This is a genomic window from Hyphomicrobium sp. (genome assembly GCF_020852195.1).
Taxonomy (GTDB): domain Bacteria; phylum Pseudomonadota; class Alphaproteobacteria; order Rhizobiales; family Hyphomicrobiaceae; genus Hyphomicrobium_C.
Map to the genome: position 1 here is coordinate 23,485 of NZ_JADZBI010000107.1, position 13,513 is coordinate 36,997.

At 61.0% G+C, this 13,513-nt stretch carries 8 protein-coding genes; 2 read left to right on the top strand and 6 right to left on the bottom strand.

What is annotated here, in order from left to right:
* Position 1: 1 nt before the first annotated feature.
* From aguA to IT540_RS08710, 4 genes are all read right to left on the bottom strand, one after another.
* Positions 2-1,126, bottom strand: coding sequence for an agmatine deiminase (gene aguA / locus IT540_RS08695; RefSeq protein WP_291175894.1), 1,125 nt, complete (start codon positions 1,124-1,126; stop codon positions 2-4).
* Positions 1,119-2,540: an APC family permease gene (locus tag IT540_RS08700; protein WP_291175897.1), complete on the bottom strand. Its 1,422-nt coding sequence runs from the start codon at positions 2,538-2,540 to the stop codon at positions 1,119-1,121. The genes aguA and IT540_RS08700 overlap by 8 nt, the downstream gene beginning before the upstream one ends.
* Before the next feature lie 16 nt (positions 2,541-2,556).
* The gene (gene ptcA, locus IT540_RS08705; protein WP_291175900.1) at positions 2,557-3,570 is read right to left on the bottom strand and encodes a putrescine carbamoyltransferase; all 1,014 of its coding nucleotides are present in this window, start codon (positions 3,568-3,570) and stop codon (positions 2,557-2,559) included.
* 439 nt (positions 3,571-4,009) lie between these two features.
* Positions 4,010-5,476 (bottom strand): FAD-dependent monooxygenase, encoded by a 1,467-nt coding sequence (locus tag IT540_RS08710; RefSeq protein ID WP_291175903.1) that lies wholly within the window; start codon positions 5,474-5,476, stop codon positions 4,010-4,012.
* A 511-nt stretch (positions 5,477-5,987) separates the two neighbouring features.
* Here IT540_RS08710 and IT540_RS08715 point away from each other — a divergent pair.
* Positions 5,988-6,362, top strand: coding sequence for a hypothetical protein (locus tag IT540_RS08715; protein ID WP_291175906.1), 375 nt, complete (start codon positions 5,988-5,990; stop codon positions 6,360-6,362).
* 21 nt (positions 6,363-6,383) lie between these two features.
* Positions 6,384-10,016 carry a CHAT domain-containing protein gene (locus IT540_RS08720; protein WP_291175909.1) on the top strand — a complete coding sequence of 1,211 codons (3,633 nt, stop codon included), beginning with the start codon at positions 6,384-6,386 and terminating at the stop codon, positions 10,014-10,016.
* A 404-nt stretch (positions 10,017-10,420) separates the two neighbouring features.
* Here IT540_RS08720 and IT540_RS08725 read toward each other — a convergent pair whose 3' ends face one another.
* Together IT540_RS08725 and IT540_RS08730 are read right to left on the bottom strand one after the other, a co-directional pair.
* Positions 10,421-10,894: a cytochrome c gene (locus tag IT540_RS08725; RefSeq protein WP_291175912.1), complete on the bottom strand. Its 474-nt coding sequence runs from the start codon at positions 10,892-10,894 to the stop codon at positions 10,421-10,423.
* A gap of 100 nt (positions 10,895-10,994) precedes the next feature.
* Positions 10,995-12,959, bottom strand: a complete 1,965-nt coding sequence (locus IT540_RS08730) for a PQQ-binding-like beta-propeller repeat protein (protein WP_291175915.1) — start codon at positions 12,957-12,959, stop codon at positions 10,995-10,997.
* Between the last annotated feature and the right edge of the window lie 554 nt (positions 12,960-13,513).

The window sequence follows — 13,513 nt, forward strand, 5'->3', positions numbered from 1 at the left end:
GTCAGGCCGCGCCAGCGATCTGGAAGGAGCGCCGGCCGAGCGGCTCCTGCTGCGTGATGCAATGGATGTTGCCGCCGCCGAGAAGGATTTCACGCCCTGGCACCGTCACGATGCGCCGCGTGGGAAACAGTTTGGCAAGCGTCTTCTGGGCAGGACCATCGTGAGGATCGTCGAAGCGCGGCATGACGATGACGTCATTGGCGATGTAGAAGTTGACATAGGATGCCGCTAGGCGATTACCTGCCTCGCGTGGCAACGTACCAGCCACCTTGTCTACGCCAGCCGCTTCCTCGGCCGTGATCAGAACCGGCGCCGGCACGTGGATCTTATGAATCTTGAGAGACCGGCCCCGCGCATCCGACATCCCCTTCAAACGCTCGTATGCCCCGGTGGAGATTTCATACTGAGGATCGGTGGGATCGTCCGTCCAGGTCAATACGACCTCGCCCGGCGCGACGAAGCGGCAGAAGTTGTCGACATGTCCATTCGTCTCGTCGAGATACACGCCCTTCTCGAGCCAAAGGATGGCGTCGACACTGAGATAGTCCCGCAGATACTGTTCGATCTCGGCTTTGCTCAAATCCGGGTTTCGGTTTGGGTTGAGGAGGCATTCCTCGGTCGTGAGGAGTGTTCCTTCGCCGTCGACGTCGATTGATCCGCCCTCGAGGATAAAGTCGGGTGCGTAACGGTCATCGCGTTCGAGCTCGACCACTTTCTCGCCGACCAGATCGTCCTGATCCCAAGGGAAATAAAGTCCACCGGCGAGCCCGCCCCAGGCGTTGAACTTCCAATCAACGCCGCGTACCTCTCCGGCGTCGTTGACCACGAACGTCGGTCCGCAATCGCGGATCCAACTGTCGTTGCTGGTCATCTCGACCAGGCGAATGTCGGGGTCGAGCATCTCGCGGGCGATAAGATATTGGCCGGGCGACGCACAGACCGTCACCGGTTCACCTTGCGCGATGGCAGCCGCCACCTCCGCGAAGGCGTGTTGAGCCGGCTTGGCACCAGCCCGCCAGTTGTCAGACCGCTCGGGCCATAGCATCCAGCATCCGACATGAGGCTCCCATTCGGCTGGCATACGAAAACCGTCGTGGCGTGGGGTTGCGGTGAGAAGCTTAGACATTGGTCGTGACCTCCGTGGCGCTTGAGGGACGGCTGCGACGGACCAGAAGCTCCCCGACGAGAACCGTCAGCACCACGCCGCCGACGACGGAGAGCGCATAGGCGGCGTCGAACGCGTCGGGCTTGTAGATGAAGAACACGATCGCCTGCAGGATGAAGGCCATGCAAAGGACGCTGAGCGCGACCGCGACCCGGTAGCTGCCGGGTACGCGATAGGGTCGCGGCCGGTCAGCATCGATCTGTCGAAGCTTCAGGAACGACAGGAACAGGAGGAAGTACGGAAGAAGGAATACGACAGACGAGAATGCGAAGATGGTCCAGAAGAGATCCTCAGTGTCCTTGGCGAGGAGCCCGTAGACGAGGAGCACGGCGCTGCTGATCACGCCGCACAACACTGCGGAGCTGGTCGGCGTGAGGTAGACGGGATGCAGCTTGGCGAAGATCGCGGGCAGGTCGCCGCGGTTCGCGGCCTCGGCCGCAGACCTGTTGGCGCCGATGGTCCAGGTCGTCATGTTGGCAACGAAGGTGTAGAGTGCCATGGCGATCAGTACGGCGGTCAGGGCGCTGCCGAAAGTCCCCGTTCCGAATACGCGCTGGTAGGTGTCGAACAGCCCCTGGATAAGGCCGATCTCCTCCACCGGCAACGCCAGCAGAATGCCCACTGTGGCGAAGATATAGAAGAAAGCGATAATGGCACCGGAGGTGATGATCGCCACGGGCACATCGCGTGCCGGGTTCTCCATCTCCTCGCCGGCGCCGGACATCAGTTCGAACCCAAGATAATTGTAGATGATGACCGGAAGAAACGCGAGGCTGGCGCCCCAGCTCGGGGCCAGCGTCGCCAGGCTGAACTCGTTCGCGGCGCCATTGGAGAGCGCGTAGGCGATGCCGCCGAAGCCGAGCGCCAGCATGATGACCACCTTGAACAAGGCGCCGATGTTGGGCACCCACTTGCCGACCTCGAGCGTCACGATGTTGATGCCGACCGTCAGCCACGTCAGGGCCAGCGTGATGACGATCTTCGTCGACATGCTCATCTCCGGGGCAAGCACCTCGGAAAGAAGCCCGGCGAAAAGAATGTAAACGGAGGGCATCCAGAAGGCGACGTTGACCCACCAGAGCCACGCGGCACGGCCCGCCCACATTGATCCGAACGCACGGCGCACCCAGGCGTAGATGCCGCCCTCCTCGGTGTAGGTGCTTCCGAGCTCCGCCGTGATCAGGCCATAGGGGATGAAGAACAACACCAGTGTAAAAAGCCACCAGAAGATCGACTGCACGCCGATCGATGCCGCTGCGGCGAGCTGATCGATGACCAGGATGGCGCAGACGGTGAACAGCGTCATGTCGAGCCCGCGCAGGACCCTACGGAAGCGTCCTGCCGGCGGTGTGGGAGCCTGCGTGAGACTGGCCATGGCGGCCTCCTTCTGTTCAGGAATTGAGGAACGCCTCGACGCGGCCTCGGTGGTGGTCGACGAGCTCGTGCGAGGGATGATAGAGGCGGGGATAGACGAAGTGGACGAGCAGCCCCTTCTCCGTGTGCAGCCGGTTCTCCGACTGGTCGTAGATGATCGAGCGCGGCCCATCCATGACGGCGTCCGTCACCTCGACGCCGCGCGAGGCCGGCAGGCAGTGCATGAACTTGGCATGGGCCGGCGCGCGTGTGAGCAACGCCTCGTTGACCTGATAGGTCGGCATGAAAGCGCGCTGGCGGTCCGGGATCTCGGCCTCCTGGCCGATCCACCACCAGAGGTCGGTGTAGATGAAATCCGCGTCACTCACAGCCGCGTCGACGTCATCGGTGACCGTGAGCGATCCGCCGGATTGCGCGGCATTGGCCTCCGCGATAGCTTGCCATGCCTTTGGCGCCTGGTACTGCGGTGGCGCGGCATGGGTGAAATGCATCCCCATCTGCGTGCAGATCATCATCAGCGAGGAGCAGACATTCGTGGCATCACCAATGAAGGTGACGCGCACCTCGGAGAGAGGCTTGCCCGAAATCCTGTGCTCGATCATCGTGAACACGTCGCACACGACCTGGGTGGGATGGTTGTAGTCCGTCAGCCCGTTGAGCACGGGAACGGTGGCGTTGACCGCCAGATCCAGCACGGTCTGGTGCTTCAGCGTGCGCGCCTCGATGACGTCGACCATGCGGCTGATGACACGCGCGGTATCGCGGACGTTCTCGCGCTGGCCCAGGTGGATTTCCCCGGGCCGCAAATAGAGGGCGTGACCGCCGAGCTTGGTCATCGCCACCTCGAACGACACGCGCGTGCGCGTCGATGGCTCCTCGAAGATCATGCCGAGCGAGGCGCCGGAGAGCAGCCGCGGGCAGGCTCGCGCCTTGTCCGCTTCCTTGAGCAGGCGGATCAGCTCGATAATGCGAAGCAGCTCTTCCCGCGTGAAATCCTGGGTATCGATGAAGTGACGCAAAGGTGTTGGCATTCGGCCGTCCTCTGCTGAGGCATTGGTGTCCTAGCGGCCGCATCCTTCTGAAGGAACGAGAGGTGGACGGCACAGCGTCAACGTAGTCACCGCGCCGCTGAGGTAATTGATCTAGCGCAATTAATGCTGCGCTAAGCCCTTCAATGGTTTTTCCACCTGCTTCCTGTTTCCCCTTGCACGCCAACGAAATGCAGGCCGTGAGATCGTTTGCGGTTGGCCGGTTCCTGTCATCTTGGGCAGAGACGCCAAATGGCCGCTCGTGACCCTGAGCCACAGTCGCGCTGCGGTTGCAGAAGGTCCGCAGTCGAACACTTGGCAGACCCACGTCCGGTCTCGTGACTTCAGCAGTCGTTGGCGTGGGCCGGTCCGACGCGAGCTTGTGACCCGTTGCGGACCTGAAACGGCGTCCGGGCTGTTGAGATCAGTGATAGGGTGCGCACTACATCGCCCTAGGCGGTCCGAACCAGGTGCTCAGCGCGTCGGAGAGCCCTGGCTCCGTCTGCTCGCCTACCCAAGCCACATATCCGTCGGGTCGGATCAACACGACGGTGGGCGCGGTGACCTCACCAAGGACAGGAAGCACCCATGTATCATCACATCCTGCGTCGATCAGCTTGACGCGATCGGCCCACGGCGTGATGTCGAGGCTGGCGGGTTCACCGAGGTTGAGCAGCACCGGCCGGGCATCGTACAGCAAGGTGAAGACCCGCAGCGGACCGTTGGCGGTGATCAAGTCGAGATCGGGCATTCGATGCCCAAGCAGCGGATGCCCCTCACCGAGATCGTAGCGGATGTCGAGGCCCGACATCGTCGCCGTGTACCACCTGTGCGGCTCGTCCATCTTCATCACCCCGGACATCATCTTGCGCAGGGCGTTCGTCCGGTCGTCGCCGCGGTTGAGCGCGGTGATCGCCATGGTGTGCTGGAGTACCCGCGCAGCGGCCGGGTGCCGCTCGGTCTGGTAGGTATCGAGGAGGCTTTCCGGCGAGGTGCACCCGACTACCTGCGCCAGCTTCCACCCGAGGTTCACCGCATCCTGGATCCCTATGTTGAGTCCCTGCCCACCGGCCGGGGAATGAATATGCGCCGCATCGCCGGCCAACAGGACTCGCCCTTCCCGGTAGGTCGCAGCCTGTCGCGCCGCGTCGGTGAACCTGGAGAGCCACGTGACGTTGCGGACGCCATAGTCCGTCCCGTAGGCGGCGACGAGCGCCGCGCGAAGCTCCTCAAGTGCTGGATTGTCTCCTTGCTCGAGCCGCTGCTCCGTCACCACGCCGCCGACGCGCTTGCCGTCCTCCAGTTTGCCCAGGGCATAGATGCCCTTCTCGCCGTTGAGGATCCCCCAAACCGGCTCCTCGGCCATCTCCGCTTCAAAGATCAGGTAGCTGATATCCGGATCCCACCCAGGGAAGTCGATGCCGGCCGCCTTGCGGATCAGGCTGCGCCCCCCGTCGCACCCGACGAGGTAGCTCGCCCGGAGCGACGCGCCGTCCGAAAGCGTTACGTCCACCCCTGTGCCGTCCTGCGCGAAGCCGGTCACCTCGCGGCCGCGATAGAACGTCACCGGCAACTCGCCGACCCAGTCGGCCAGAGTATTCTCAAACTGCTGCTGCCGCAGCCCGAGCCAATAGTTGTGCCGTGTCGGAAGGTCGCTGGAGTCGAGGACGGCCCCGGGGAACAGTGCAACCTGGTGCTTCTGGCCCTGTGAGACGAAGCGTTCGGCGATGCCGCGCTGGTCGAGCATTTCGATTGTTCGGGGATGCAACCCACGGGCGCGGGAACTCGCCAGCTCCTGGTTCACGCGCCGCTCAACAGTGGCAACGTCGACGCCCGCCAGCGCCAGTTCGCCCGCCAGCATCAACCCGGTCGGGCCTCCTCCGGAGATCACCACCGCATGGTCGGTCATCGCAATACTCCGGCCGTCTCCGCGGCAGCCAGATCGGCCGCGCACAGCCCGCTCGTCGATAAAAACACACGCATCCAGGAACCCCCTAGCTTCGGGCTTTGGTCAAGCGGTTCTACCGGATGATCCGGGTCTTGAAGCAAGCCCCTTGCTCACCACATGTTTGGGTGGGGAGAGCGCCTTTCCGTTATTTCCGCGCCAGAATTGCGATTGCGAAGATGGCTTTGCAAATGTCGCCTTGTGGCGGGTCTGTCTCTTGAAAAGGAGGCGGACCATTGACAATGATCACGAATATGAAGACCTGAAGTTGGCCCGCCGCGAACCCTGGAACAAGGGCACGCTTTAAGGGCGGTCCTCGGATCCCGTGCTGTGGCGCTCCAGAAAAATGACACGGTTCTGACAAGCAGAGGCCTGGTGCTCTCACAGCTACCTTTTGGGATTCGGACGTGTTAATATTAACAGCTGGCTGCGCGTATTTTTGAATTTATTTCGATGGAGGATTGTAATGCGGTCAATGGCCTACTTCTGCCTGCTTGCCATCGTCTCTGCTGCGGTTGTAGCTCTTCAAGGCTCGTACCACTCTGCTCAAGCGCAGGAAGTGATCGTGCTGGAGTCGAATGTTCCCGAGATTGAGGGCCAGCAACTTTACACGACGATCGACCCCAACACCGACGGTCAGCCTATGATATTCAACATACCTGCGGGTCAGTCGATCACGGTGATGAAGCCTTCTGGCGCTATTGAAACGATTTCGGGGCCGCGAAGCATTGCGGCTGCCGATCTCGTGGATACCGAGGATCAGAGCGAGACTTTTAACAAGCTGGCGCAAGACATCGTGGACGGCAATCGTAACTCTTTTGGCGAATCGTCGATTTTCAATCAGCAATGAACCCGCGGGGAGCCTTGAGGGATGTGTCTCTCATTGCGTCGGTTCGCGCTGATTTTGGCGATCGCGTCGCTTCTGACTGCGTTGCCCACTTTGGGTCCGTTCGCAGGCGGTCTTGACACAGTCGACGGCCTTACGCGACGTGTTCTCGAACTCTACAAGAGCAACGAGTTCGATGAGGCTGTTCCGCTCGCAGAGCGAGCCGTCGCGCTGGCCGAAAGTAAATTTGGGCCCGAGCATTTGGAAGTCGCGACGGCACTGAGCAACGTGGTGCTGGTCTACAAGGCGAAGGGCCGATTTGCTGATGCAGAAGGTCCAGCGCAGAGGGCTTTGGCCATAACTGAGAAGCTGCTAGGGCCCAATTTTCCCGACGTGGCCCGCCAACTGACCAACCTCGCATCGGTGTATACCGCACTTGGACGATTTGATGAGGCAGAGCAGCTTTACGTTCGCGCGCTCGCGATAGTTCAGAAGTCGTTTGGAAAGCGCTCCCCGCTTTTTGGGGCAATCTCCGGAAGTTTGGATGACTTGCGCCGCGGGCGCAAAGATCCCGATACTCTGTCCGTCCAGTCCTCGGCTCATCGCGATCCGAACGATCCCGATCTAGCGATGAGGGATTCTGCTTCGGCAAGAATTCGGGGAAGCCAAAAACCCTCGGATGAACTCGGCGTCCTCAACGCGCAAGCTGAGAAATTATATGAGGAAGGAAGATATTTCGAGGCTGTTCCGGTTATGGAGCAAGTGTTAGCGCTGACCGAAACGTTTTACGACGCCAACCACACCGCTCTTGCCGCCGCGCTCAGTCACTTGGCAACGCTTTACCTCAATCAAGGTCGTCACGCTGATGCCGAACAGCTCTTTAAGCGCTCGCTCGCGATCACCCCTGAGGATGATGCCACCGTCAACAACTTGGCGGAGCTCTACCGTGTCGAGGGTCGCTACGCCGAGGCTGAGAAGCTCTTTGTGGGCTTGCTTGGAAAAAACCCTGAAGAGACTTTCGCGCTCAATAACCTGGCGCGCCTCTACATCACTCAGGGTCGCTACGCTGATGCCGAGGCGCTCTGCAATCGACGGCTTGCCAAAGAGCCGGATGACCCCGCCGCGCTTAACAATTTGGCCACGCTGTACCTCAACCAAGGTCGCTACGCCGATGCCGAGCCGTTCTACAGAAATGCGCTTGCTACCAACGAGAGGCTTGGCCCAGACCATCCCTCTGTCGCCTTCGCGCTAAACAGCTTGGGTACTTTGTACCGGGCAGAAGGCCGCTATGCCGACGCCGAGCCGCTCATAAAACGCGCTCTGGCGATCCATGAGAAAGGGCTTGGCGCCGACCATCCTCACACGGCCCATATCTTGAACAACCTCGCGGAGTTGTATCGAGAGACTGGCCGTTACAGCGACGCGGCGCCCCTCTATCAACGCGCGCTTGCGATTTTTGAGCGCGCATACGGTGCCGACCATCCCGATGTCGCTAGCGCGCTCAACAATCTGGCCATGCTCTATCGCGAGGAAGGTCTCTACACCGACGCCGAACCGCTCCACAAGCGATCGCTTGCAATCCGCGAGAAGACCTTCGGTTCCGAGCACCCCGACGTCGCAACCGCGCTCAGTAACTTGGCCGACCTGTATCGCGAATCCGGCAGGCCCGCCGACGCCGAGTCGCTCTACAAGCGTGCGATCTCGATCTTCGAGAAGGCATACGGCCCCGACCATCCCGGCATCGCAACCGCTCTGAGTGACCTTGGCGCGATGTACTTCGCTCGTCAAAATTGGAAACAGGCGGTCGACTACTGGCGCCGCAGCACCAGCATAACGACCCGCCGCGCCGACGGCGGTACGAGCTCCTTTGGTCTGAGCCCTACTGGCAAGAAGAGGAGCGAGCCAGAACGGCTACAGAAGCGATTTTGGGGGCTCATCAAGTCGGCCTATCACCTTTACAAATCCAACTCTGGGCCGAAACTAGCAGCCGAAATATTTGAAACCACACAATGGGCACAAACTTCCGAGGCTGCCCAATCGCTTGCACAAATGGCGGCCCGCGCGGCGGGCGGAAACCCCTCGCTGGCGACCATCGTCCGCGAACGTCAGGATCTCGTGGAAGACTGGCAACGGAGAGACGCGGCAAGCGGCGCCGTTGCTACCGAGGCGCTGGAGAACCGCAGCAAAGATGCTGCGAATGCGGCATGGCTCAATGTCATTGAAGTTCGCCTCAAAGCCATCGATGAGCGGCTGCAAAAGGAATTCCCGGATTATGCGGCTATGATGAGCCCGCGTCCGCTCACCCTCCGGCAGACTCAGACCCTGCTTGGGATCAACGAGGCGCTTGTCCTGTTTGTCGACATGCCGGAATTCAAACCCTCTGCCGAGGAGACCTTCATCTGGGTCGTTACCAGAACCGATGCACGCTGGGTCCGTTCAGATCTCGGCACCAAGGCACTTACGGAGCGCGTTGCCCGACTCCGCTGTGGGCTGGATCGTGACGGCGAATGGACTTGGTCAAAGGAGAAGGACCGCTTCCTCGGTAAGAAAGCGGCGTGCACCGCGCTCCGGCCCAATGGCCTCAGGCACAGCGAATTGCCGCCCTTCGATCTCGCAACCGCACACGAGCTTTGGACGGCGCTCCTTGGCCAAAGTGCCGACTTGATCAAAGGCAAGCATCTGCTCTTGGTTCCCTCGGGACCGCTGACCAGCTTGCCGTTTCAAGTACTGGTGACCGCGCCTCCGGTCGTCGACGACTTATCGACCGCGCCCTGGCTGATCCGCGATCATGCGCTGACCGTGCTGCCGTCGGTAGCGAGCCTTGCCGCGCTTCGCCGCAACACCAATGTCTCGACGGCGCCCGAGCCATTCGTCGGCTTCGGCAATCCGGTGCTCACAAGGGACTGCGGCGAAGCCTACGTCCCCGACACCTGCCCCGGGGACAGGACTAACGTCGCCGCCACTGACGCCAGCGCGACGGCTCGGTCGTCCGGGTCGGTCAACGAAGTCGCGAGCTATTTTCGCGGCGGTCGCGCCGACGTGGCGACTCTCAAGGCGAGTTTATGCCCGCTTCCCGATACTGCCCACGAGCTGTTGTGCGTCGCGAGAAGCCTCGGCGCGCCGGACACCAGCATCGTGCTCGGCAGGGACATGAACGAGCGCACGGTGAAGAGCATGCAACTCGACCGCTACCGCGTCATTCACTTTGCGACCCACGGGCTGCTGGCCGGGCAGACAGAGGAGCTTGCCAAGATCCACGCCGAACCGGCATTGGTGTTGTCCCCTCCCGAGATCGCGAGCGAAGAGGACGACGGGCTGCTTACGGCCTCAGAGGTCGCGGGGCTGAAGCTGGATGCTGACTGGGTGGTGATGAGTGCGTGCAACACCGCGAGCGCCGCTGCGCCCGGCGCCGAAGCGTTGTCGGGGCTCGCCAAGGCGTTTTTCTATGCGGGAGCCCGCGCGCTGCTCGTGTCGCACTGGCCGGTCAACTCATATGCGGCGACCATGCTGACCACCCGGGCATTCGCCGAGATGAAGCGCGACTCGTCTGTTGGTCGCTCGGACGCACTACGCATCTCCATGCTGGCGCTTCTAGGCGACACCGACCGCCTCTGGGCCGTGCATCCCTCTGTCTGGGCGCCTTTCGTAGTCGTCGGCGAGGGCGGCGCTGGCCAGTAACGCTCCCGCTGCCCGCTCTTGCTGACATGGACTTGCAAGCCGTGCCTACGCATTACGGTGGTGGGGAGACTGTCGACTTTTGGGACGAAGCCACCACCTCGCGCAGGTGGCGGCTCGCGGTTGCCTCAGATGATTTCAAATCATATTGTAACTTCAATAATATAGTTGTTTGCAGTTATATTTAGTTCGTCGTGTCACGTCTAGAACATTCAATTCGTTTAAATAAAGTAGAACGCTCACCTTGCAACGGGGGTGGCGCTGGGTGAAGCGGCTTCTGCGGCGCCGATTCCGATAACGATGGCGTTGATGACGATAGCGTTGGCGGAGGCGGACAAGAGAGACGGTTTGGGCTTCGTTCCTGGCTTTCGGCGCTGAGCAGGACGAAGGCCAACAGAGCAAACATGCTATTGGCCAGGCGCCTTGCCGAGATGATTGAGATAGGCGACCAGCTCCCAGATCTCCTCTTCGCTGAATACATCGCCCCAAGGTGGCATTGGGGTCGCGCCCTTTCCGCCGTCACGAATGGTTTCAAAGGCGTGATGCGGCTCCACGGGGCGACCGATGAACAACGCCGGCTCGTGACCGTGACAGAAGTCGGCACAGGTCGAATGAAAGCGCTCTTTGCCCGCCTCGATACGGGCCGCGTCGTTGAGATTGATCGGAATGTCGCTGCTCTCCTCCTGCTCTGCCAGATTATTGGATTTCTCTTCAGGGGGACTTTTGCCTGTCGTGGTGTCGTCGCTGGTCGTCCCCTCCGTTTCCGAGGATGGTTGGGAGAAAGGATCTTCGATGGGCGGAGGGAAACCTCCTGCCATGACGGTTACAGCCATAAAAAGAAAGCAGAGCGCGGATGCAATCTTGATGGTCGTGGCGTTCATTGACTGATCCAAGACGTTGTTGAGCCGCTGAAGGGGACCCTTCAGTTGACGAAAGACGGCGGATGGCAAATGCCATCCGCCGCGCTTGTTGTTGTCGGTGTCAGTCGACCTGTACGGCGATGAGCTCTGCGGGCACTCCTGCGCCGCCAGTGGGCACGACGACATACTGCTTGCCGTCGGCCTTGTAGGTCATCAGAGCGCCGAATGCTGCTCCGGGCAGCTTGAGCTCGCTGACCAGCTCTCCCGACTTCGCATCATGAGCGTAGAGCATGGGCTCGGGCTCATCCTTTGTCGCTTGCGCTACGATGGCGGTGCCGCGGTTAGACAACCCAGTGACGCTGTACGTGCCATCCGGCGCCAGGAACAAGATGTTCTCGGTCAGCACGAGGTGGCTCATGCGCGGCACGCCCAAGCGATCGAGGTTGAGATGCTTGATCTCCGGGTTGTCGACCGGGCCGCGTCCTGCCGGAATGCGCCAGAGGTGCTCGCCAGTGTTCATGTCGATCGCAGTGACCGTCGAGAACGGCGGCTTGAACAGCGGCAGTCCCTTGGGGCCGCCGACGCCCGCCCAGGTTCCCGTGTAGTCGTAAGCCGATCCGATCTCCTTCTTCAGCTTGGTTGCGAACGGCAGCATGTACGAGTGCACGTAGAGCACGTTCGTTTTCGGGTTGTGCGGAGCGCCGACCCAGCTTGCGCCACCGAGAAGACCTGGAACGAGCAGCGTGCCCGCCTTCTCGGTTGTCGGAGGCGTGTAGAGCGGACCGTAGTGATAACGATTGAGGATCTTCTTTGCCTCCTCCCGCAGCTCCGGCGTGAAGTCGATGAGATCATCCTCGGTCGCACCCTGCTGGATGTAGGGTAGCGGCTTGCTCGGGAACGGCTGCGTCGGCGAGGATTGCTCTCCCGGCACGGTCGACTGCGGGACAGGCTTTTCCTCGATGGGCCAGATCGGCTCGCCGGTGAGCCGGTCGAAGGCGAATACAAAGCCCTGCTTTGTCACCTGCACAGCGGCTTTGATGTCCTTGCCGTCGACCTTGAGGTTCATCAGATTCGGTGCCGTGGGCAGATCGTAGTCCCACAAGCCATGATGGGCGATCTGATAGTACCAGGCGATCTTTCCGGTTTTGACGTCGAGAGCCACGAGCGACTCGCCGAACAGACCGTTGCCTTTGCGATGACCGCCGAAGAAGTCGTTGGCCGGCGTGGAAAGCGGCAGATAGACTATCCCCGCCTCCTCGTCGCAACCGGGGCGCGCCCACATGTTCATGCTGCCGGCCGTTTTCCAGGAGTCTCCCTCCCAGGTCTCGTTACCAGGCTCGCCTTCCTGCGGAGGAGCGTGGAAGACCCATTTTTCCTCTCCAGTCTTTACGTCGAACCCGCGGACGTCGCCGGGCGCATGCGATTGCAGCGGCGGTCGCCCGATCGCAAATGAATCGAGAATGAGGACACTAGGGACAACCACGCCACCGCAAACGATTGCCGGCGAGGCGACCATCATATGCTCACGCAACACTGGCCTTCTGAGGCCCTTCGTGAGGTCAATGCGGCTCTTGTCGCCCCAGCTTTCGATGGGCTTTCCGGTCTTGGCATCCAATGCGATCAGGTAGGCATTGCCGGTGCCGACAATAATTCGCTTGTCGTCGCCATCTTCCCAATACGTCAGACCGCGGCTGAGGAAGCCGAGGTTCGGCGGGCTGCCATCGTCATAAGTGCGCGGATCATAGGTCCACAATGTTTTGCCCGTCGCACCGTCGATCGCAGACACAAAATTCATCGGCGAGGACGAGTAGAGGATGCCATCGATAGCAAGCGGCGTGCCTTCGTTGACCCACGTGCGCAGGTCCGGGTTGCTTGCGGCTAGTTCATTGTCGGGCATCGGCCAGCGCCATGCGACCTTCATCCCCTTCACGCTATCCTTGGTCACAGTCGGCGCCGGACTGTACTTCGACGCTGTCTTGTCGCCGTTGTATTCCCGCCAGTTGCCTTGCGGATCTGCGTATGCCGCAGCTCCCAATGCGGGGATAACCAATGCGCCCAACAGCGCAGGTCGCAGCCTTCGTGTCATCGCCTTTTCCTCCAGATTTCTTATCTTCGTCTTTCGTGCCGGACGAGCCGGCCTCGATGTCGTCGTTCTGGAGAAGCGCTATGGACGCGCGCACTCAGTCAATCGCCAGAGTCGCCCGCTCAGGGCTCCACTGACGACCGATGACCAAGCTTCCAACGTGCTTTGGAAGGCTCCCCAGATGCCGATAAAAAGGGGAGGCTGCAAACCGTATGCCATGGTTTGGAAGGCGTGCAGTCGCGAGATGAATCGGCGGAAAACCAACGGCTCAGCTTGAGCAAAGGCGAGGTCTACGCACCGTTACATCGTTACGCGCACTGAAGGTGCGCTGAATGCACCCCGGCGCCGAGCAACATTTGTAGCCTGCGAGGCTACATTTGACCTCAAGCGCCGCGCATCGCTCGCCGCGCTCTACCCTTCCAATTATTCCCGATTTTCATGGCATTAGCTCCCAACGTTTGTGGAGTTTTGGCATGGCATGCGGGTTGCTTTTCCCTATTGCGCTTCAACTTTGGCAGGGGAGCAAGACGACAGATCCGTGGCTGCCGCCCCCAGAC

Excerpts from the sequence above, each read along its gene's own strand:
- aguA (WP_291175894.1), bottom strand. The coding sequence starts at position 1,126 with ATGTCTAAGCTTCTCACCGCAACCCCACGCCACGACGGTTTTCGTATG.
- IT540_RS08700 (WP_291175897.1), bottom strand. The coding sequence starts at position 2,540 with ATGGCCAGTCTCACGCAGGCTCCCACACCGCCGGCAGGACGCTTCCGT.
- ptcA (WP_291175900.1), bottom strand. The coding sequence starts at position 3,570 with ATGCCAACACCTTTGCGTCACTTCATCGATACCCAGGATTTCACGCGG.
- IT540_RS08710 (WP_291175903.1), bottom strand. The coding sequence starts at position 5,476 with ATGACCGACCATGCGGTGGTGATCTCCGGAGGAGGCCCGACCGGGTTG.
- IT540_RS08715 (WP_291175906.1), top strand. The coding sequence starts at position 5,988 with ATGGCCTACTTCTGCCTGCTTGCCATCGTCTCTGCTGCGGTTGTAGCT.
- IT540_RS08720 (WP_291175909.1), top strand. The coding sequence starts at position 6,384 with ATGTGTCTCTCATTGCGTCGGTTCGCGCTGATTTTGGCGATCGCGTCG.
- IT540_RS08725 (WP_291175912.1), bottom strand. The coding sequence starts at position 10,894 with ATGAACGCCACGACCATCAAGATTGCATCCGCGCTCTGCTTTCTTTTT.
- IT540_RS08730 (WP_291175915.1), bottom strand. The coding sequence starts at position 12,959 with ATGACACGAAGGCTGCGACCTGCGCTGTTGGGCGCATTGGTTATCCCC.